This is a genomic window from Pseudoalteromonas sp. KS88 (genome assembly GCF_004766475.1).
Taxonomy (GTDB): domain Bacteria; phylum Pseudomonadota; class Gammaproteobacteria; order Enterobacterales; family Alteromonadaceae; genus Pseudoalteromonas.
This window is the reverse complement of record NZ_PYHV01000019.1, coordinates 97,035-118,720: the sequence shown is the minus strand read 5'-3', so window position 1 is coordinate 118,720 and position 21,686 is coordinate 97,035. Positions and strand designations below refer to the sequence as shown.

General features: G+C 39.0%; 16 protein-coding genes. 5 read left to right on the top strand and 11 right to left on the bottom strand.

Going from position 1 to position 21,686, the window contains the following annotated elements; genetic code table 11:
- Window positions 1-136 precede the first annotated feature (136 nt).
- Both metG and C7Y70_RS12725 read left to right on the top strand, forming a co-directional pair.
- The gene (metG, locus tag C7Y70_RS12730) at window positions 137-2,158 is read left to right on the top strand and encodes a methionine--tRNA ligase (protein WP_135475186.1); all 2,022 of its coding nucleotides are present in this window, start codon (window positions 137-139) and stop codon (window positions 2,156-2,158) included.
- Window positions 2,159-2,544: 386 nt separating this feature from the next.
- Complete coding sequence (locus C7Y70_RS12725) at window positions 2,545-2,715, top strand: DUF6435 family protein (RefSeq protein ID WP_135475185.1); 171 nt, start codon at window positions 2,545-2,547, stop codon at window positions 2,713-2,715.
- A gap of 119 nt (window positions 2,716-2,834) precedes the next feature.
- On the opposite strand, the gene lepB is transcribed toward C7Y70_RS12725, so the two are convergent.
- Both lepB and C7Y70_RS12715 read right to left on the bottom strand, forming a co-directional pair.
- Window positions 2,835-3,485: a signal peptidase I gene (gene lepB, locus C7Y70_RS12720; protein ID WP_135475184.1), complete on the bottom strand. Its 651-nt coding sequence runs from the start codon at window positions 3,483-3,485 to the stop codon at window positions 2,835-2,837.
- A 1,029-nt stretch (window positions 3,486-4,514) separates the two neighbouring features.
- On the bottom strand, window positions 4,515-5,066 hold the full coding sequence (locus C7Y70_RS12715) for a YkvA family protein (protein WP_099295655.1): 552 nt from the start codon (window positions 5,064-5,066) through the stop codon (window positions 4,515-4,517).
- A gap of 212 nt (window positions 5,067-5,278) precedes the next feature.
- On the opposite strand from C7Y70_RS12715, the gene C7Y70_RS12710 reads away from it, so the two are divergent.
- Entirely contained in the window at window positions 5,279-6,511 is a 1,233-nt protein-coding gene (locus C7Y70_RS12710) for a DUF3667 domain-containing protein (protein ID WP_135475183.1), read from the top strand.
- A 124-nt stretch (window positions 6,512-6,635) separates the two neighbouring features.
- Here the strand turns inward: C7Y70_RS12710 and C7Y70_RS12705 are convergent, their stop codons facing one another.
- The 4 genes from C7Y70_RS12705 to aceK form a co-directional block, all read right to left on the bottom strand.
- Window positions 6,636-6,890 (bottom strand): DUF2999 family protein, encoded by a 255-nt coding sequence (locus tag C7Y70_RS12705; protein ID WP_099295657.1) that lies wholly within the window; start codon window positions 6,888-6,890, stop codon window positions 6,636-6,638.
- Between the two features lie 75 nt (window positions 6,891-6,965).
- Window positions 6,966-7,928: a zinc-binding dehydrogenase gene (locus C7Y70_RS12700; RefSeq protein WP_135475182.1), complete on the bottom strand. Its 963-nt coding sequence runs from the start codon at window positions 7,926-7,928 to the stop codon at window positions 6,966-6,968.
- Between the two features lie 12 nt (window positions 7,929-7,940).
- Complete coding sequence (locus tag C7Y70_RS12695) at window positions 7,941-8,330, bottom strand: hypothetical protein (RefSeq protein ID WP_167850819.1); 390 nt, start codon at window positions 8,328-8,330, stop codon at window positions 7,941-7,943.
- 82 nt (window positions 8,331-8,412) lie between these two features.
- Entirely contained in the window at window positions 8,413-10,203 is a 1,791-nt protein-coding gene (gene aceK / locus C7Y70_RS12690) for a bifunctional isocitrate dehydrogenase kinase/phosphatase (RefSeq protein ID WP_135475181.1), read from the bottom strand.
- Between the two features lie 104 nt (window positions 10,204-10,307).
- Between aceK and C7Y70_RS12685 the strand changes: the two genes are divergently transcribed.
- The gene (locus C7Y70_RS12685; protein WP_135475338.1) at window positions 10,308-11,255 is read left to right on the top strand and encodes a LysR family transcriptional regulator; all 948 of its coding nucleotides are present in this window, start codon (window positions 10,308-10,310) and stop codon (window positions 11,253-11,255) included.
- A 144-nt stretch (window positions 11,256-11,399) separates the two neighbouring features.
- The gene (locus tag C7Y70_RS12680) at window positions 11,400-11,849 is read left to right on the top strand and encodes a hypothetical protein (protein ID WP_099295783.1); all 450 of its coding nucleotides are present in this window, start codon (window positions 11,400-11,402) and stop codon (window positions 11,847-11,849) included.
- 1 nt (window position 11,850) lies between these two features.
- Here C7Y70_RS12680 and icd read toward each other — a convergent pair whose 3' ends face one another.
- From icd to C7Y70_RS12655, 5 genes are all read right to left on the bottom strand, one after another.
- Window positions 11,851-13,110: an NADP-dependent isocitrate dehydrogenase gene (gene icd, locus C7Y70_RS12675; protein ID WP_135475180.1), complete on the bottom strand. Its 1,260-nt coding sequence runs from the start codon at window positions 13,108-13,110 to the stop codon at window positions 11,851-11,853.
- Window positions 13,111-13,328: 218 nt separating this feature from the next.
- Complete coding sequence (locus C7Y70_RS12670) at window positions 13,329-16,025, bottom strand: 7TM diverse intracellular signaling domain-containing protein (protein ID WP_135475179.1); 2,697 nt, start codon at window positions 16,023-16,025, stop codon at window positions 13,329-13,331.
- A gap of 28 nt (window positions 16,026-16,053) precedes the next feature.
- A complete protein-coding gene (locus tag C7Y70_RS12665; RefSeq protein ID WP_245321503.1) occupies window positions 16,054-18,303 on the bottom strand; it encodes a TonB-dependent receptor in 2,250 nt (749 codons plus the stop codon).
- 119 nt (window positions 18,304-18,422) lie between these two features.
- Window positions 18,423-20,672 carry an NAD(P)-binding protein gene (locus C7Y70_RS12660; protein WP_135475178.1) on the bottom strand — a complete coding sequence of 750 codons (2,250 nt, stop codon included), beginning with the start codon at window positions 20,670-20,672 and terminating at the stop codon, window positions 18,423-18,425.
- Between the two features lie 23 nt (window positions 20,673-20,695).
- The gene (locus C7Y70_RS12655) at window positions 20,696-21,631 is read right to left on the bottom strand and encodes an acetoacetate decarboxylase family protein (RefSeq protein WP_135475177.1); all 936 of its coding nucleotides are present in this window, start codon (window positions 21,629-21,631) and stop codon (window positions 20,696-20,698) included.
- Window positions 21,632-21,686 lie beyond the last annotated feature (55 nt).

Sequence of the window (21,686 nt, the reverse complement as noted above, 5' to 3'; positions counted from 1 at the left end):
ATTATGTAACATTCACGGCATTAACACCAGTCAATTAATGAAAATCAGCCAACCAGTCACTACTTTGCTACCGGTTTGCTGATAAAATTATGATTTTCATCCGTTCCTTTACTGGAACCGTCAATTCGGAATGATTATGGCACAGCGAAAGATCCTTATTACCAGCGCATTACCTTATGCCAATGGCCCAACTCATCTAGGTCATTTATTGGAATACATTCAAACTGATATTTGGTCACGTTTTCAAAAACTACAGGGCCACGAAACATATTACGTTTGCGCCGATGATGCTCACGGCACGCCAATTATGCTCAATGCGCAAAAGCAAGGGATCACGCCTGAAGAAATGGTAAAAAACGTTAGTATTGAGCGTCAACGTGACTTTGCTGATTTCTATATCAAATTTGATAACTACCACAGTACCCACAGCCAAGAAAATAAAGAGTTCAGCGAATTAATCTACAACCGCTTAAATGCGGCTGGACACATAAAAAAGCACACTATTTCCCAGCTGTTCGATCCTGAAAAAGGTATTTTCTTACCAGACCGCTTCGTTACAGGTACGTGCCCTACCTGTAAATCAGAAGACCAAAATGGTGATAGCTGTGATGCATGTGGCGCAACGTATAGCCCAACAGAGCTAATTAACCCGCGCTCAGTGATGTCTGGTGCAGAGCCGGTATTAAAAGACTCAGAGCATTACTTTTTTGACTTACCAGCGTTTGAAGGCATGTTAAAAGAATGGCTACACTCAGGCACTATTCAACAAGAAATGGCTAACAAGCTAGATGAATGGTTTACTGATGGCTTACAACAATGGGATATTAGCCGCGATGCCCCTTATTTTGGTTTTGAAATACCAAACGCACCAGGTAAATACTTTTATGTATGGCTAGACGCACCGATTGGCTACATGGCCAGCTTTAAAAACCTATGTGATAAAAAAGGCATTGATTTTGATGCGTTTTGGGCTGAAGGCTCTGATGCTGAGCTTTATCATTTCATTGGTAAAGATATCATCTATTTCCACAGCCTATTTTGGCCAGCTATGCTTGAAGGTGCCAACTTTAGAAAGCCAACCAATGTATTTGCCCACGGTTTTGTAACGGTAAACGGCGAGAAAATGTCTAAATCTAAAGGTACGTTTATTAAAGCGCGTACGTACTTAGATAACCTAAACCCTGAATATCTTCGTTATTACTACGCGGCTAAGTTAAACAGCGGCATTATTGATCTTGATTTAAACCTTGAAGATTTTGCCCAACGTGTAAATTCAGACCTAGTAGGTAAAGTAGTAAACATTGCAAGCCGTTGCGCTGGCTTTATTACTAAAAAGTTCGATGGCAAGTTAAGCAGCACGATTATGCAGCCTGAACTTTTAACTGAGTTCCAAGCAGCCGCACCGAGCATTACTGCCAATTATGAAAACCGTGAATATAGCCGCGCAATTCGTGAAATTATGGCCCTTGCCGATAAAGCAAACCAATTTATTGATGGCGCAGCTCCTTGGGTATTAATTAAAGACGAAACAAAACAGCAAGAAGCGCATGAAGTGTGCTCGCTTGGCCTTAATTTGTTCCGCGTATTAATTACTTATCTAAAACCTGTGTTACCAGAAATGGCTGAGAACGTAACAGCGTTTTTAAATGATGACCTTGCGTGGGACGGTGTTCAAAATGCATTAGTAAACCACCCTATCAATAAATTCAAGCCACTGATGCAACGTGTAGAAATGGATAAAGTAAATAAAATGGTTGAAGAATCAAAAGAAAGCCTAGAGCCAAAAGTCACTATTGATCCAAATAGCCCACTAGTAAAAGAGCCGATTGCCGATGAAATCGAATTCGATGACTTTGCAAAAGTAGACCTGCGCATAGCTAAAATTGCCAAAGCAGAACACGTTAAAGGCGCTGATAAACTACTAAAACTAACACTCGACTTAGGTGGCGAAACACGCCAAGTATTCGCGGGTATTAAGTCAGCGTATGCACCTGAAGACATTGAAGGCAAACTCACTGTCATGGTAGCCAACCTTAAGCCACGTAAAATGCGTTTTGGTATGTCAGAAGGTATGGTGCTAGCAGCAGGACCAGGTGGTAAAGAAATCTATATTCTTAACCCAGACGATGGCTCAGAGCCAGGCATGCGTGTTATGTAATTTAGCCTTAATCGATAACAAAAACCGCTGAAGTCAGCGGTTTTTTTATGCCTTGGGACGGTTTGCTCTTTGTTGCCTACACGGATGGTGGGAACAAGTATAAGCAGGACGCGAAAGCTTTGCTCGGTTAAGTTATTTTCACATAGATTTAAGACTGCAGAATAACGCAGGAGCAGTCATCGACTGCCCACTAGGTTACAAACCTCGCGCCGAGGTTAAACCGCCCCGAGTTTGAACAAACTCTAACCCATAAAGATCAACAGACTCTAGTACGCAATTACATTTAATGAAAACTAATCGAATTATATTTACCAAACGTATAAACAGATAATAATCATATAAATTTTGTATACCAACTCACACTTTTCGCCACATAAGGAATCAGCATGTTCTCGCTTTTCAAAAAAGATCCTCTCAAGAAATTAAATAAAGACTACAGCGCAAAGCTCGAACAAGCTATGCATGCACAGCGAAATGGCGATATTAAAAGTTACTCAATGCTCACTCATGAAGCTGAACAAATTTTAAAAGAAATAGAAGTATTGGAAAAAAAATAAACCAAAGCCAGCTCGGATAGCCCCCTTGATCATCATTAAAGCGTGTATCCATCGTTCATGGTCTTTGTCGATGGATAGCATGGATGCAATGCAAATTCAGCAGGTGGGCCGAGCACTCATTATAACAACTTAGTTAAGTATCGATTTTTCCTAGGTAAGTAATAGTCATCATAATCTAACGAAAGAATAACTCGGGTCGCTTTGCCGAGTATTTCTCTATGTGGAACAAGCCCTATGACACGGGAATCAGCACTGTTATCCCGGTTATCACCCATCGCAAGGTAGTAGCCATCAGGAACCACAATAGCAGCAAATGATTGTTGTACAGATGCATGCTTAGCAATCCTAATTTGGTGTTTAACACCGAGTAAGTCTTCATTTTGATCAACACTCACGATTGTTTCATCAAGTTGAGTGTAATCTAAAGTTTGCCCATTGATTGTCAGAACATTGTTATTAAATTCAATGGTATCACCAGGAATACCCACAACCCGTTTAATCAATCGATTATTTGCTGGGACAGAATCGAAAACAATAATATCCCCTCTTTTAGGCTTCGAAATTTTGAGTAGCGATACCTTAGTAAAAGGAAGTTTAAGGTCATAAGCCATTTTATCTGTAAAAATACGATCGCCTTCAACAATTGTAGGTTTCATTGACCCTGTTGGTACTTCGTACCAGTCAGCAACCGCACTTCTAAACACACTCATTAGACAAATAAATACGATGAGAGAGCGGTTGTTTTTCCATAATTTGTATAATGACTTCACTGTTTATACCTCGTTTTAATTTATGATATGGACTAACGCCACCTTCTTAAGTTCACCTGCTTTTGTAACAATTCATGAATCAGAGCTGGGATTTGTTGACCTTTGTGGATTAAAATTCGTTCAAACTAGGGGAGATTTAATCGTGGCGCGAGGTTTGTAATCTAGTGGGCTAAGTCAAAACTGAGCAAAGCTTGCGCGTCCTGCTCACGGCCATTACCCATGTAGGCAACAGTTCAGACCCTTCCTTGTCAACAAGATAAAGCTGAATTTTTTTAGACTTATTACTGGGTAAATTAATCGATGTACAATTTACTAACTCGCTAGCTATGCGATTTAAGCTTACTCTTGTTGGCTATGAAGCTGGAAAGTATTTAATTTTAAGTACCCAAGCATGCTAAGATCAATGTGTATAGTGATATTCTAAAAGAAAGAAATGTTGCTGTTATTTGACATGTTTTTAAGGGAAAACGGGGAGCATGCGTTGCTTTTGCCACCACAATTTTAGCGAGTTCTGTGCTACCTGAAAAGTTACTCTACCTCACCTACCCTATGAAAATTGAAAGCAGGCAGCTAAGGGAAGTTAATCGATTACAGACACATATCCCAGCAAAAATAAGTATCAGTAAAGAGCAAAGTTTCAATAGCGAAAATTAATTACAAGGCGTTATTATTGATAGCTCTGTTACTGGTTGTCGCTTTAGCGTACATGTTAGCTCAGGTTTTTTAGCTCTTAAGAAACGACAAGTTTTTGTTCATTTACTCTCCCCGAAAGACAGCACCGCGGTTATGATCAGTGCATATGTTCGAAATAATCAAATGTAAGGTGATAGACTTAATGTGGGAATTGAGCTTGCCTAAGAATAGCGGGCTAAAATACAAAAGCGACTTGATATATACGCAATAGATGTTAGCTCATTGTAGAATGCTAGATTAAACTACTATGCGCTCAGCTGTAAAAAACACTCTATTTTAAGTAGCAAAGGGCTATAAAAAAGAGTGTTAATCAGCTTCTTGATAGTTTAATTTCGCTTAAAATACTGAGCGGAATGAAGAACGCCCAGCATTACGACGTTCATTACGACGGCTGCGCATGCGACTATGAAGTTCACGGCGTTTTGAATCTAACCATTCGTCACGTGTGATTGATGCATCAGAGTTACGTGCTGTTTCACGGCTACGATAAGCGCAAAACTCTTCAAATGCTTCAACATCGTCATTAAATTCACCTGCAACTAGTTCTATCATAATTGCATCATCTAAAAAGCCTAAAACGGGGATATGATCAGGCACTAGATCTTCAGGATCACTAAAATAAGCCAATGCACTTAAAATTTCCACACGCTCTTCTTCAGGGATTTGCCATTCACTATCTTCAATCATTGCGACAAATGTTTCTAATTTTTTAATACGAAGACGCACAAACTCTGGAACATTTTCCTTAATATTTGAGCTGATTTTTTTAGCATTATTAATTATTACCTGCTCACTGAGTGCCTGTGCGCCTTGCTGAGCTTTTCGCATTACATCGCGAAAATGCTCTAAATCAGTATCAGATAATTCAAACTTAACTTCAAACGCCATTTTAATTCTCCTGTTTTGGCTATTTGGTCACAGTTATTTATCACTATGACTAACAACTATGAAATACCTCGTTGTCATTGTTGAATTTAGCAGATACTGCTGCAGTCATCACCTTTAAAATTAATTTTTTATAAAACACTTGTGGTTTTAGTGTAACAAAGTGTTATTATTTTGTGCATTCGTTAAATGGATTTCAACTAATCAGTGTTCTTATGTCGCTAGAGAATCAGCTTATAAAGCATAATACCCCTTCATCTTCACACGACCAGCCGACAATTATTGAAAAAGACGAAGTGCCCCAACAACTAACACCTTCTAAAAAATGTGATAACTGTCACCAAACAGTTTCTGGTGAATTTTGCTCTCACTGCGGGCAATCTCTCGATTCGACATTAAAGTATTTTTGGGCTGTTATTTTACACTTACTCGATGATATTTTTAGTTTTGACTCTCGGGCTAGCCGTACCATTTGGCCTTTAATGTTTCGCCCTGGCTTTTTAACGAGTGAGTACTTTGCTGGTAGGCGGGTTCATTACGTGCCTCCTTTACGACTCTACTTATTTATCAGTATTGTGTTTTTTCTTGTTTTAAAACTTACAGTTTCAGCTGAAGAAAAACCTGAGCTGGATCTTAATAGCAATAAAGTTGCGATAAACCAAGTGACTAAGCATATTGAATCACTCAATGAACAGAAATTAACGTTAGACGCTGAAGAAAAAAACCAAACGTTAAATCAGGTAAATGCTGAATTAATTCGCTTTAATCGTTACTTAGAAGAATTGAGCCTTGATGGCACAATTGAAGCAAATGCAAAGCTCACTGCAAGCACCCGTAAGTTAATCACCTTAGAACTTGAGCGAATAAAATTAAATCAACAAAGTAGTGGTCTGCAAAATAACAAAGATAGTGTTAATGTATCGTTCGGCTTTTTATCGAATGAAAGCAACAAGAAGCTAGGTGATTTTGCTACATCACTTACAGAGAAAGCAAAAAAAACCTTCACGTCAGATACAAACCGTTTGATTAATGAAGTGCTTGGCAAACTTCCTCAATTAATGTTTGTGCTGTTACCACTATTTGCTGTATTGCTGAAAATTGTTTTTATCTGTTCAAAACGCCTCTATATGGAACATTTAACAATTGCGTTACACAGCCATAGTTTTATCTTTATGAGTCTGTTATTAATTGATATTTTTGACGTGTCTCACGACCAATTAATGCTCACTGGTAGTGGTTTAGCTGCTGCCATAGCGAGTGTATTAGCGTTTATAAGCTTTGTAATATTACTTTGGATACCTGTTTATCTATTTATTATGCAAAAGCGCATCTACAAACAAGGCATTATTGCCGCGTTAATTACTTATGGCTTTGTGGGGATTGTCTACTTTGTTTTAATGGCACTGACTACAGTCGCAGCAATTATTTGGGGCTTAACGGAAATTTAAGTTTTCATGTAATAGACAGTTATCAACCAATTTTGTATAAACTAACGTATCAATACACTCTATAAACACAGGTTGATTAGCTTTAATAATGCATAATTAAAGCTAATCGATTAACAGTAAATGATTACTGACCTTTATACTGCTCTTTCGCTTTTTCTAGTTCACCATCGCTAATACCCAAAGATTCTGCTGCTTCTTTAATAAGCTCTGGTTTCGTCATTACCAGGCCCATCAAAGCTTGAAGCTTCTCAGGTGGAATACCTAACTGCTGTACAAGCGCCATAGCCATCATTGGATTTTGTGTAAACGCTTGGAAAAGCTCATGTACTTTTTCATCACTTACATTGTGCTCTTTTAGTGTTGCTATAATAGGGTTCATGTTTTGCCTTAGTTCGCTTTCTAGATACTCACTGTTATATGGGCAGATCATTCGTTTTAAAGCTGTACAATGTAATTACTCTACGAGTAATACCACTTTACCTGCATTCTCATTATTTTCTAATATACGATGTGCCTCATTAGCTTGTTGCCAAGGTAACATTTTATAAATGTTGAAATCGAATTTTTTACTCACAATATCGGCGTAAAACTTATCAACAAACCCGTTACGTAATTGGCGTTTAAACTCTAAACTTCTGTTGCGAAGCGTTGAAGCATGGAGTGAGATACGCTTTTGTAGTAATCGGGCGAAATCAACTTCAGCAAAACGCCCGTCTAAAAATGCCAGCATTATGATTTGGCAATCCATTGCGGCAATGGCAGCATTTTTATTTAAATAGCGTCCTGAGACAGGGTCAACGATGACATTTGCCAATAATTTATGAGCTTTCATATATTCTACAAAATCGACTTGTTTGTAATTGATTACATGATCTGCACCCAGTTTTTTGGCATGCTGGCATTTTTCCTCACTGCCCGCGGTTATTACAACCGTTGCTCCAACACACTTCGCCATTTGAATAGCTGCACCTCCCACACCGCTTGCGCCAGCATGGATCAGGGCAGTTTGTCCTTGTTGTAAGTTACCTAATTGAAAAAGCGCACCGAATGCAGTTAAATAGACTTCAGATATGGCCGCCCCTTCAGCCATTGATATGCCCTCAGGTAGGCACATAAGTTGTTTAGCATCTATTGCAACGTATTCACTGTAAGCCCCACCTGCGCACAATGAAAATACAGGCTTTTCAAGCCACTGTTTATCTACGTCACTGCCTATTTCAACTACACATCCAGCACATTCTAAGCCTAAAATAAAGCTGTCGCTTTTAGGCGCAGGATACTTCCCTTGACGTTGCATGCTATCAGCGCGATTTACACCAATTGCAGCGACCTTAACTAATACCTCATGCGGTTTAATTTGTGGTTTTTCTATTCTACATAGTGTTAAGTTTTCATCATCGTGAGAAATATACTGCACAAAGCCCTCTCTTTAATTAATTCTTCGCCATACCTCGGCTTCGACCAATTTACCATTTTCAGTTAATGAATGATGCCACAGATCGCCCTCTACTTTGTAGTCGAAAGCCATGGTTTTACCAAGTAATGAAGGAATATTGCCGTAAGAAAAAGTTTCAACGAATTGTTGATTTTTTAACACATACTTTCCCCCACCAGCATAATGGAATTTACCATCTTTTTGAGTAATGTAGTTAAAGTGAGTGGGGGTTATTAGCTTCACTGAAGTTAATTGTGGAGCCTTGGCATTAACAAAGCCACCGTCTACGGCATATTTCCCTTCAACGAACTCCCAGCTACCTAGTAGTGGATTAGCCATCGAAAAAGAAGAAAACGCTAACAAACATACACCTATAAATTTCATAATTTACCCTTTATCTGCAACTAAAAATGTCAGTGTACCTTTTTATAAATGATTGGCTATCAGACTTGTGGCTAACTTATTCTCATTTAAATCGCCAGCTTTGTTTATATGGGTATACATCGTACACTTCACCTGCGTGAATTTTTGTTTGGCAACTCTGCCAAAAACTGGCTGCAAACAAATCACTATGGTGGCGGATAAACACCTCGTAAGCAGCCGTATTTGCGCTAAAGAAAACGGTAAATTGACTAGGGAAAACATCGTTTTGTGCTATATCAAAATAGCTTTGTGCGCTAAGCTCATCCAATGGGTTATCACTGTTTGGCATGTCTCTGAAATTACATTCGATTAATGGGCAGATTTCATCATAATCATAAAAAACGACGCGCCCCCATCGGGTTACGCCAAAGTTTTTCATTAACATGTCTCCTGGAAATATATTTGCACCAGCCAGCTCTTTTATTGCTTTACCGTAATCAATCATCACGTTTTCAAGTTGTTGATTATCACATTGATTTAAATATAGATTGAGCGGCGTCATTTTTCTCTCAACATACACATGTTTCAAAATCACCGCTTTATTTGAAATAATCAAACTGTCGCCAACCACCTTTTCCATCTCAGCCAGCAACTCATCACTAAAACGGTTTTTGTCGAATGCTAAATACCTAAACTCATGGGTATCTACCAGCCTCCCTACTCTGTCGGCTTGTTTTACAAAATCATACTTCGCCATTACCTGTGCTTTTGTGGCTGTTTTTGGTGCGTTAAACTTATCTTTGATAACTTTATATACATATTCAGAGCTAGGCGTCGTGAAAACCAGCATCACCATACCCGGTGTACCTGGCGCTGCAATGTATTTATCTGTAGGTGGGCTGTTCTTTGTTGTGTCAACTTTGTAGCGGTAAAATTCTGTTTTAGCATGCTTTATGAAGCCAATAGCATTAAATAACTCAAATCGCTGTTTGTGAGGCATGAGCACACTTAGGTAATCGACATAGCGAGCAGGCTGATCTGTATCAACCATGAAATAGGTGCGCGCAAAACCAAATAGTAAACTCAACTGATCAGCCCCCATCATCACTGCATCTAACTTTAAGCCTTCTTCAGTATTTAAAATTGCCACAGCAAAGGGCATGTTATCACCATTTTTAGCTATGCAGCGAGCAATCAAGTAGCATGCTTTATTTCGAAAAAACAGTGAGTTTGCATATTCTATATACCCGTCGTTCAAATTAATTAATTCATACACTTGAGGACATTGCTGTTTCGCGCCTAGCATCAACGTACTTTGCAAAACAGATACGTCTTGTGAGAAATTATCAAATGGAGTTCTAAACGCTTGCGCTAATATCAGTTCAGTTACAGCACTAGCAAAACCTCTTTTAAGGGAAATACGCTTTACTAGATTATCAAATGGTCGAGGAGCTGTGCGATATTTCGCCTTTAAAACGAATAAATGCACTGTACGGATTTTTCTCCCATGCCATAATGCTCCAAATGTAGAGTTAAAAAAGGTATGTGCTATTGGTTGATTTTCATGATTATTTACCATAGCCGCATAGATGTTTTTTGCCTGCTGCCAGATACGTTCATCATCGTATTCTTTATATGCTATTAACTTAACCGCACTACTAACATTGGCAACTTGACGCTCATACACTTGTAGTCGGGCACGCATAGCAGCTTGGACATCAAGCCATTGCCTTTGCTCAAAGCGGCTTTGAGCGCCTAAAGTTATATTCAAAAACTCAGCAAACATCGCCTCAAATCCAGCAAATACAGCGCGCGCAAGCTTAGTTGCAATAACGTCTTCGAGATTGCATTTATTGGACTGATTTTCATAATGTTCTGGTTTGGAGTTAGGCATATTTTTATAGCTTATAATGATTATTTTACTTTAGCGGTTTACATACCATAGCAAGCAGGCTTAAATTTAGATAATTAATAAAGCGAATGAATAAGATTGATCAAATGAATATTAGGAATGTCGATCTAAACTTACTTGTCTACCTGAATGTGCTCATTGATGAACAGAATGTTTCAAAAGCAGCAAATAAACTTGCACTAACACAGCCTGCGATGAGTAACGCACTTAAACGGCTACGTGATTTATTTGAAGACCCGCTCTTAGTTAGAGCAGCTGGTAATATGACCCCAACAGCAAAAGCGCTGAGCCTTAAACCTGAAATAGAAGCCTTATTAAAAATGGCGGAGGCAATCACTCAACCCAGCGAATTGTTTAACCCTACCAATGCTGAACTTACATTTAGAATAATGGCGAATGATTATTTAGAATCTACACTCGTCGCGCCTTTTATTACATCTCAACTTGAAAAACACCCCGGGCTCAATTTTGATGTACTTAGCCCCAGTGATGTTAACTTACAAGACATGGAAAAAGGGACAATAGATTTAGCCATTAATCGTTTTAATGGTATGCCCCGCTCTTTTCATCAGGCAACTGTATGGCGTGATAATTACTGCTGCCTTACACATCCTGCAAATAAATATTTAGACTCACCTGATTTAGAGCATTATTTAGCTGCTGAACATATTTGGGTCAACCGCGCTGGTTGGGGTGCTGAAGCCGCTGTCACCAATAAATCGGGGAGCCAGAAGCTTGGCTGGGTCGATGAAGCACTGTGGCAATTAGAGCAAACCCGTCATATTCGGGTGTTTACGCGTCATTACATGGTAGCAAGCTTACTCTGTCAATCAGAGAAACTCATTGCAACACTCCCGCGTAGACAAGCAATGCTGCTGGCAAAACACACCGATCTAGTCATTAGTCCAGTCCCTTTTCAAGTGGTGCCAATTGAAGTCAAAATGCTATGGAGTCCTTTACTGCACCACGCAAGCCCTCACCAATGGTTACGCCGCGAATTAATAGACTTTGCAAGCACGATTGCTGATAGATAAGTGGCTTGGGCTATACCCAACATTTTTTTTATTGATTAAATCAATATCAGTTATTGAAAACAACAATTTCATTAATAGTGCTTTAGGGGCTAGAGTAAATTCATATAAAATGATTCACTCACCTAACTAAGAGACATGATTATGATGCAAACTACAGCAAGCTTCACCCAACAAGACGGTTTATTCATTGATGGTAATTTACATACTTTTATTGAACAACAACTTTGCGCTAAAGCAACACTAACAAGTGAGTGTGTGTACCAAGCATTAGCAACATTAGTTGATGAATTTGGCTGTAAATGCCGTAAAAATAAACATCAGGATGATGACACCCTCGATGCTCAAGCTTTATTAAATGCGTACCAAGTTGAGCACGCACACCCTCATTGCCACGTAGACGCACAAACAACAACGGCAGTGCTCGATGAGTATTGCTGTCAAGTACCTGCAATTATTGTTGTTGCATTAATGGATACTCTCAGTGGTACACCAAGTAATGAAGATGATGCGCAAGAAATTTATCAGCGTGCCGCTCAATTAACAAATCGTCCATGCATGTACCGAGTTGCATTTAAAAACGAAAATGCAGCCTAAATCATGATTGTTCAATACGTTCGATAATCTTCTTTGCAAACTCGCTGCAACTGAGGATTATCGCGCTATGACCGTGTTTTTCCAGATCAAACGTCATTTCATTTGCTTCAAATGTTGCTGATAATGCATTTTCAATCGCTTGTGCAGCTTCATGCCAATTCATAAACCGCAGCATCATAACCGCACTTAAAATACTGCTTGTAGGGTTTGCTTTATCTGTACCTGCAATGCGTTCAAATGGACCATGAGTTGGTTCAAAAAAAGCCACTTGATTATTCAAATTTGCCGCTGGCATAACTCCAATCCCTCCTACTTGAGCGGTTAACATATCAGCGAGATAGTCACCATTTTGATTGGTTGTCACAACCACATCAAATTGCTCTGGATTCATTAAAGCTTGCTGTAGCATGTTATCAGCAATAACTTCTTTAATTACGAGCGACGGCTCATTCTCCCTTTTAATAATTAACCAACGGCCATTATCATGTGGGATAGCACCAAATTCACGCTTTGCTAACTCATAGCCCCAACGCTTAAATGCGCCGTCTGTAAATTTTAAAACATTCCCTTTGTGAACGACTGTAAGCGACTCACTTTTTTGCTCAAGTGCATACTCAAGCGCATAACGCATAACTCGTTCAGAACCTTCTTTAGATATGTTTTTAATTCCGATGCCGCATTGTTGGTCAAACCGCAACCGAGTAACGCCCATTTCTTGGCATAAAAAATCCAAAACTTTCTCAGCCTCAACGCTGCCCGCTTGCCACTCAATTCCAGAATAAACATCTTCAGAACTATCACGGATCACGACGATGTTTGTTTTTTCTGGGTGCTTTAAAGGTGAAGGTAACGCGCTATAACCTTTAATTGGGCGCATATTGACAAATAAATCCATTTCTTGTCGAAGTGCAACATTGAGTGACCTAAACCCACCACCAAGCGGTGTTGTAAGCGGTCCTTTTATTGCTAATTTAAACTGCCTAACAGCATGTATTGTTTCTTGAGGAAACCAATCGCCATCGTATAGCTTTGCTGCTTTCTCGCCATTATAAACTTCGAGCCAATGAATTTTTCGTCTATTTTTGTAACAATGCGCTACGGCATGATTTACCAAATCGCGCATAACTGGGGAGATATCTTGACCGACGCCATCACCATCAATAAACGTAATAATAGGGTTGTCAGGAATGAGCCACTGCCCCTGCTCATTAATTGTAATTTGCTCGCCATCTTTAGGCACTGATATATGTTGATATTGCATACGCCCCCTTGCAAGAAAATATACCCAAGCCACCTCAAGGTGCAAGTGTCAGCTGGAGTTAAAACGGATGGCCATTGTTGCAAAGTAACGCTTTGATATTAAGCCCCTGTGAAACGCTGAATTCTGCATAGTGAGGTAGTTTAGGTATATATTTAAGCATGGGCGTTGTTCATTGTCTTTAACAAAAGAAGAATACTGATTATTCAACGGCTAAATAGTCAGTTAGGTGTTTCTTCAACTAAGATCTCATCAATAGCGGTGAGTAAAGCCTGAACACGTTGACTATCAAAAGTAACCGAATCAGATTTAAGTAACCTATCAAGTTCAACAGCTTGTTGGTAAAGCAGCTTGCAATCAAACATACCCGCTGTCCCTTTTATCATATGAACACTTTGCGCAAACCCTTTCATATCTGCATTTTGAAACTGATTAAATAAGGTATCTCGCTGCGCTTTTAGACCACAGATATAATCTTTTTTTAGTAACTCAAATTCATGCTCTGGCAGTTTTACGTCATCAGCAATATCAATATCAAGGTAACTGGCAATTTTATGACTGAATTTTGTTCTATCGATTGGTTTAGCAATGTGATCAACAAAGCCTTGCTTTAAGTAGCGGTCCACTTCGTTTTTCATGGTGTTTGCAGTTAATGCAACTATAGGGGTAGTCAATCCCGTCGCTTGCATAATGTGAATAGCTTGCTCACCGTCCATAATTGGCATTTGAATATCGAGCAATATCAAGTCAAAATGCTCATCCAGAGTCGCTTGTACGGCATCTTGGCCATTCTCTACAGCAGTGACAGTTAAACCCATCCGTTCTAAGATTCGTTTTATTAGTTGTCGGTTTTCTGGGTGGTCTTCTGCTACTAGAACTTCACCCACCAAATTTCGCTGTAAATTATCAGGCGCAGTATTTTTTACCTCCTCTTTACGTATATCATCAAATGAATCAACCCAATGGGTTCGCTCAGTTGTGTAAAGTGCTAAAACTAAGCAAAATTCACTACCACTGCCTACTTCTGAATGAACTGTTATTTCTCCATCTAGCTTAGTCGCTAAGTTTTTAGAAATATTCAACCCTAAGCCGGTGCCACCGTACTTGCGTGATATAGATGAATCAGCTTGATAGAAAGGCGTGAACAGCTCCTTTTGCTCTTTGTCTGTCATACCAATACCTGTATCTTTCACTTTTATTTTAAGTTTGTTTTTCGAGCAACTCACAACCAACTGAATATGGCCAACTGTTGTGAACTTAAGTGCATTAGTTGCCAGGTTGAGAAGTATCTGTCTTAATCTTGTTGGATCACACACAATCCAATCAGGTAAAGGAAATTCATAATCAACTTTAAATTTTAAGCCTTTATCGCGAATTTGCTTACCTAACAACGACTCTATTTCGGCGATAGTTGCAAACAAGTCAGTCTCAACAAGTTCGATCTCTAATCGGTTTGCTTCTATCTTCGACATATCAAGTATGTCGTTGATTAACCCAAGTACATGGCGACTATTTTGTAAAATTACGCGTATTCCATGATTACGCTCGTGCGGCTTTATATCACCTAAAATTATGCCATCAGCATACCCGATGATCGACGTCATAGGGGTTCGTATCTCGTGGCTCATATTAGCTAAGAAACGGCTTTTAGCCTCACTAGCATCACGTAATTCTTCAGCTAGTTGCTGGAGCTCTTGCGTGCGTAGTTGTACTTTTTGTTCTAGGTTTTTGGTCAATTCAACGTTACTGTCATGTAGCAAGCTAAATTTGTTCGCCACTGCAAAAGCAAGCAACATCGCGTCAAGTGAAGTACCAATCAAGCCCAGTAAATACAGATCCATCGAAACTGGTTCAATTAGACCAAGATTCGTTAAATTACCAATCATATTCGGAATGGCCATAGCCAAATACGCTAAGACAAAATATCGCGCGGGTTTAAAGCCACTCATCCAACTTCTTATACCAACAACCATCCCCAAGCACAGTGTTGCACCTGTGACTAAAGTCGCCCAAATAAAACCAAATCCTGGCCACACCACTGCAAAAGGAACCCCTGCAGTTGCAAAAATACCTAAGCCAATTGATAAACTTGATAGCTTTGGAGATGTTTCTCTTAACTTAAGTAGGCTATTAAAAAATAAAATATTCGTTAGTGGAATTAAAGTAAAACCAACCCAGTGAAGATGTGCACTATAAAAACCAAATATTTGATCCGGGATATGAAAAAACTGACTCCATGCGAAAACCCAGCACGCTGTAAATAGCGCATAGTAAAGGTGCGTAACGTCGCGTGCACCAAAATAGATAAGTAAATTATATAATCCTAATGCAATGCCAACGCCAAAACAAAGCAGCATGATCATATTGTCAGAAGTAATTTTTTTGAAGAATTCGTCGTAAGGTTCAAGTACTAGTTTAGGTGGCGTATAAAAGTAATCACTTTGGAACTTCGCAATTAATATGTAAGGTGTACCTGGCGTTAATTGCACTTTATTGCCATAGTGAAATGCAAATTCGTTAGGTGATAAACCACCTGTTTCATAGCGCTTTACAGGCTGCTCGGCATCCGACATATCATAAATACGTGTTTCAATTTTTGAAAGCAACGTGTTGTACGGATAAAGCACAAGCTCATTTAAATCAGTTTTGTTCTCCAAATGAATAACAAACCAAAAGCTACCGCCAAAAAAAGTGGTTCTTGTTTGCGGCTGCTTGCCTTGCAACCACGCATCAACTTCAAAACTATTACGAGGAAATGAGCCATTAACTACTTCAAGCACTTGGCCTTTTTGCAATAAATTAGTTTTACTTTCTTGTTCAGTGTAATTGAATAGCTCAGGCGCGCTGGCAACAACTAAGTTACTAAAAAACAAAAATAAAATACACAGTAATATTTTTAGCATTGCCTGTCTTGGCATACTGACACCTTAAATTATAAACGCGCAGTTAAAACTGATAGCTAATATCCAGCCCGTAACGTCGACCTTCACCCTTAAAATCTTCAAGCATGCCAAGGAAAGAGCTTAAATCAAATTTTAAATGGCTGTATTGTGTATCGAATAAATTTTTACCCCATAAAGCAAATCCCCAGTTATCTATTTGGTACTGAAAATTTGCATTCACGATGCTATATCCATCTTGCATCGCATAAGGGTTTTGATTTTGGTCAAAATAATAATCTGATTGATAATCTACGATTAATTGAGCTTTTAAAGGATTATTTGCTACATCTGCACTATATTCAACTCCTGCACTGAGATTCCATTCAGAGGTAAACGGCAAGCGGTTATCTGTAAGCACATTGCCTAAGGGGTCAACATATTCCTCAAACTCTGCATGAGGAATGTAACCCAGTGCAAACTTTATATTAAACGCGCCGGTTATCCAATAATCTAATTCAGCCTCAACGCCGCAAATAACAGAGTCTGCAACATTTTCTAATAATTGAACGGGTGGACTTTGTTCAAAGGCTGAAGGTTGATTCATAAACACTTGCTGATCATTATAATCATAGTAAAAAGCTGCCCAATTAAAACGAACACCTTGTTGTGGCCACCATGATTTGCTCCCAACTTCGTGAGCGTTTAATCGCTCCTTCTGGTAATCTGCAAGTTGAGCTTGTTCAACAGACGATAAAAAACCACCATTATAACCACCACTTTTTGCGCCATTGGCAAAACGATAATAACCGGATGTAAAATCATCTATCTTATAATTAACACCCAATTGTCCAGAAAAGCCATTATCTGATTGACTGCCTTTAACATGGTAAAAAGGAATTTCAACCCCTTTTAAATCAGTAGGGTCAACCACCACATTCAAAGTTGAAACTGAGTCATAATCGAGTGATTCATAAGAATAACGAAGACCGGCCGTGATTAACCATTTTTCGTTTAACTGATAGTCAATCTGGCTGAATGCAGCGATGTTCTGAGTTTTTATTTCATTATCATAGAAAAATGTAGCAGTTACATTTGTTGGCAAAATACCACGATAATCACGCAAAATATCATTAACGTTATTCTGCCCTATAGACTCATCAGAAAAATAAAGGCCCGTTGTTAAAAAGTGTTCACCGAGTTTTGACTGTAAGCGCAGTTCTTGAGTCACAAGATCAGTGTCTAAACCTAAGCTTCCTTCACACAATCTAGCGGGTGATCCGTCGCAATTAAATGCATGAAAGCGTTCGAGTGTGTTGTAGCTGGTTAATGAGATAAATTCATTGTCTGAATCCAATTGCCAATTTAAATGCGCACTCATCCCTTTTCCATCGGTTTTATGCGGTGAATTGTTATTAACATTCACAGTATAAAAGTCATCACTCCCAACATTAAATCCAAAATTATCGAAACATGCCGATGAGCCAGCTTGCGCAGGCGTACACCGCTCTCCGGTGAGCGGGTTAGCAACTATACCAATACTGCCAACTGGCTGTACGATACCATCCCAATCAGAAACATGGCCTTTAATTAATACTTGAACAGTATCAAAATCAGCTAAAAAAGAAACACGACCATTTGTTTGCTCCATTCCAGCTGTCGGGGCATCTAAATATATGTTATTGGTAGAATATTCATAGTCTTGGTGATTAAGTGCCACCCGAACCGCTGTATTCTCACTAATCGGTAAATTGAACATAGCATCGAAGCTTGATGCATTATTATTAGCACCGCCTGCTGTAATATAACCACTTTGTTCGAATTCTGGACGTTTAGAACGGATAAGGATTGCTCCCCCCGTAGAGTTACGCCCAAATAATGTTCCTTGTGGACCACGCAAAATATCAACTTGTTCAATATCGAATAGGTTAACTATTTGATTACTTGCAGAACCTACAGCAATGTCATCGACATACATAGCCACTGGCGATGTATTTGCCGTATTATAATCAACCAAGCCTACACCACGAATATTAACAGCCGGTGGCGTACCTTCTGCTGCATTTTGGCTAATTTTTAAATTTGGCGCAAACACAGACAGCTCTGTAGAATCTTTAAAATGCTGTGTTTTAAGCGCATCGCCTTTTACAGTACTTATTGCGATACCAACGTCTTCAATTTTTTGCGCTCTCTTTTGCGCATAAACCTCGATAACTTCCATATCACTTTTATGCAGAATATCATCATTTTCAAGAGCTTGAGTATAAAGCGGAAGAATCAAACCTGATGAGCATATCAACCATATGTTTTTTGTCATAAAGTAACCTTGGGTATAAATGTGCAAAGACCATATTCAAATATGTATGTAAACATACTGTTATATGGCCAATTATAGACTAATCCATCGACTAAAACCGCTGTGATAAGAAAGATTAATTAATTATTACTGGGTTCAAAGGCATTTTCCCCACTTATGTTTTCAGGATAGTTACATATTGCCCGAGAAGTTTGCATTCCTGCCATAACCGCCGCTTCAACACAGCCCGCATTTACGCCCGTTTTTATCCAGTCCCCGGTAATAAATAGGTTAGTAAATTTAGTTTCATTGGTTGCCAGCCTATATTTACTTGAACCTGTCACAGACAAAACATAGCGCTCACTCGGATCGACGTTGACACGCCAATATTGATCGTCAATAGATGATTTATCAACTTGCCCTGATCCAAATAGTACTGACCAATCGAATTTTTTGTGCTGATAAGCCAATGGCCATAACGGCTCCATATTATTTTTTAGCATGCTTTCAAGGTTTTCTTTAACCTGTGCTTTTGCACTTACTACGAATTCATGATCGCTCTGAGGTGGGTAGTCATCACACGGAAAAGCACTGCAAAAATAAGCAATATTTACAGGTGAAGAGTTCAGCGGCCATTGCTCTTTGTCAATTAAGTTTGACATTGCAGCCCATGTATCAAAAGGCTCGCTAAAACCACTTAATATAGGCCCCTCTTCACTGGCTGGCATATATTGCCAACCTAACTGTTGATCTGTTTTTGTCAGCCATAACTGTGCTGCTTGCGTTGCCACGGTTTTAACATTATTAGCTTGAGCAAGAAATGAACTATCTATTTCTAATAATTCAGGGCAAATATGTTCCAGTGATGCCACAGAAACACCCAAAATCACTTTGTCAAAATCATCAGTAACTTTTAAGATTTTACGTGGTAGCGGCCGACCATAAAAGGCTTGGTATTTTGCCGGCCAGTCACTCCAAAATGATTCTAAATTGATATTATTTTGCTGTAATAAAGCAGCTTGCTCTGAATTTAATTGATCGTAAAGTGGCTCACTTGGCCAACACGGCAAACTTTTTATATTGACCAGGGGTTGGTATTGCGCTGTTGAATTTAATGATACTTGTTGTTGTAATTCAATTGTATTTACAATGTACTCGCCTTTAGCATCAAGACTTGGAGTGAGGTTTTGTAGTTGATGAAAATATTCAAACTTAACGCCTCTTTTTTGTAGCAACTCATAAATGGGCGCGAAAATCACATCCCCCATTCCTGCTTGCATCTTCCACATTACGCCACCTCGGTAACACAAGGCTATACGCAACATAGCAAGTGCAGCAACACCCGCCTCAACATTAGGCTTACTAAAGTCGCCCTTTGGATAAGCAAATACGAGATCGTAAAAACCACGCACCGGTGCAGAATTTACACTGTATTGCACATTTGCGCCGTTTTTTGTTAGCCACTGCCTAAAATCGTATTTATTAATTACACCAAACCCATCACGGTATACTTTATCTTTTACAAGACCAACCAACATAGCAATCGCTAAATCGGCACAAATATATAAGCGTCTTAAATCTGAATTCTCGTCTAATAAATCTCTGATCTCGCTATTTAACCAACGCTTAAGTTTCCTAACTACGTACCAAATAACTAGGCCGTCTTTTTTTTCATTCCCTTGTGGGTTTAAGGTTTCTTGCCCATGAACAAAATGATTGAGTTTAGTAATTAACAAACTCGGAGTTGAGCTTATTTCATGCGCCTGTTGTTCGATATCTTTGCTAAATTGTTGCCAAGCTTCTTCAGTATCATCTACTAAATCTTCTAACTGCTGTTGTAAATGACTTAATAGAGATTTATCGCGTGTTTTTTTCGTTTTTAACTGCGTGCTTTTATTAGCATTTGAGGCTTCACTTTGTATGTCAGTTATCCATTTTTTTAGCCACGCCAGCGTCATTTTTACAAAGTCCCACGCTGTAATATCAAGGCTACCTTGTGACGGGTTGCCTGGAAGTAAAGGAAAGTCTAGAGGCCAAGTTTGCCATGTTGAGTCAATGTATTCTTCAAGCGCAACAAAACTGTGTGGCTTCAAAGCCTGTTGCCAGGTTGATAATGAGCAACTTTCTGGTCTTTGCAATTTATCATATACAGTTTCGATGGTTTTAAAGCTATTAACATAAGCCCCAAACCAAACGTGCAAACCATGTTCCTCTATCCGTTGCCCATACTTTGCATTTCGCCCGCTGGCTCCTTTACCGCCTAAACGCCAACCTTGTTGATATACCGTAATACTCCTGTGTTGCTGCCAATCGTCTTGCTCTGTCAGATAGAGCGCAGCAGTCATAGCCGACACACCGCCACCTATGATAACTACTCTTTCTTGGGTCATATTATTTCCTTTAATAGGTCGCTTTAAAGTTGGCTTGCCGGTAGCTGATCAAAGTCCATTTGAATATAAAATGGTAGGTGTAGAGGTTGATTCCCTAGTTTTAAACCAAACATATCGGCAAGAGGAAAACTGTCCAACTGATTGAGGTTTAGGGTGAAGTCTGACTTTAAAAGTTTTAATTGATGTACCTTTTTTATCTCAGATGGTGAATGCATTACTGATTGGTAAACTGCATTCTCGCCTTCCCCATCTGGAAATTGCTTGAATAGAATTTGATCCATTTGTGGGTTAATAAAGCCTTTAAGCAACTGTTTAATCAAAGATAGATCAATACCAAAATGACCACCTTCGAAAAGGTTCGCTACCTGATCTCCAAAGCCATCAAGTGCAGATAGGAATGAGTTATCTTCTTTATTAACCGTTTGCTTAATAGAAAACAATTCATGCATTTGTAATTTTGAATTTGGTGAGAAGTGTTTGAAACACGCTAAAGAAATCGAAAATGGCGAAAGTGCTGATACTGAGTTTGGCATTTCATATTCGCACAAATACTTATTGTAACCCCATGTTTCTCGGCCATTAATCAGTGCGTAAATATTGTTAACGCATATAAAAGCAGGATACCAATATAGGTGACTTATATCACCGTGTTCAACTTTGACAACAGGCAACCAGATAATGATGTCGGTCTCTTGCATCCACCCTTGATTATCAAAAGGAGGGGTAATCGAGGCTATTTTTTCAATATCGGTGAAGGTAATGAGTACAAACTCTCCTAAAGCATTAAAACTCGTCGCATCTGGGGCAGCCTTGTTGAGTGTGGCATCAATGTATTGTTGTACTTTTTCTATTTCAATTTCGGCAAAAAAACCATACATATTAGCATTGGTCATTCTACATGGTGGTTTGGCTATGGGATTCGATAAAAAGTGTTGATAAGGCACTGTTGATTCAATCATGATACTTAAATTCCATGTAAAATTTAAGTATAGCTGTAATAATTAATTTGTGATG

Excerpts from the sequence above, each read along its gene's own strand:
- metG (WP_135475186.1), top strand. The coding sequence starts at position 137 with ATGGCACAGCGAAAGATCCTTATTACCAGCGCATTACCTTATGCCAAT.
- C7Y70_RS12725 (WP_135475185.1), top strand. The coding sequence starts at position 2,545 with ATGTTCTCGCTTTTCAAAAAAGATCCTCTCAAGAAATTAAATAAAGAC.
- C7Y70_RS12715 (WP_099295655.1), bottom strand. The coding sequence starts at position 5,066 with ATGGCGTTTGAAGTTAAGTTTGAATTATCTGATACTGATTTAGAGCAT.
- C7Y70_RS12710 (WP_135475183.1), top strand. The coding sequence starts at position 5,279 with ATGTCGCTAGAGAATCAGCTTATAAAGCATAATACCCCTTCATCTTCA.
- C7Y70_RS12705 (WP_099295657.1), bottom strand. The coding sequence starts at position 6,890 with ATGAACCCTATTATAGCAACACTAAAAGAGCACAATGTAAGTGATGAA.
- C7Y70_RS12695 (WP_167850819.1), bottom strand. The coding sequence starts at position 8,330 with ATGAAATTTATAGGTGTATGTTTGTTAGCGTTTTCTTCTTTTTCGATG.
- aceK (WP_135475181.1), bottom strand. The coding sequence starts at position 10,203 with ATGCCTAACTCCAAACCAGAACATTATGAAAATCAGTCCAATAAATGC.
- C7Y70_RS12685 (WP_135475338.1), top strand. The coding sequence starts at position 10,308 with ATGAATATTAGGAATGTCGATCTAAACTTACTTGTCTACCTGAATGTG.
- C7Y70_RS12680 (WP_099295783.1), top strand. The coding sequence starts at position 11,400 with ATGCAAACTACAGCAAGCTTCACCCAACAAGACGGTTTATTCATTGAT.
- icd (WP_135475180.1), bottom strand. The coding sequence starts at position 13,110 with ATGCAATATCAACATATATCAGTGCCTAAAGATGGCGAGCAAATTACA.
- C7Y70_RS12670 (WP_135475179.1), bottom strand. The coding sequence starts at position 16,025 with ATGCCAAGACAGGCAATGCTAAAAATATTACTGTGTATTTTATTTTTG.
- C7Y70_RS12665 (WP_245321503.1), bottom strand. The coding sequence starts at position 18,303 with ATGACAAAAAACATATGGTTGATATGCTCATCAGGTTTGATTCTTCCG.
- C7Y70_RS12660 (WP_135475178.1), bottom strand. The coding sequence starts at position 20,672 with ATGACCCAAGAAAGAGTAGTTATCATAGGTGGCGGTGTGTCGGCTATG.
- C7Y70_RS12655 (WP_135475177.1), bottom strand. The coding sequence starts at position 21,631 with ATGATTGAATCAACAGTGCCTTATCAACACTTTTTATCGAATCCCATA.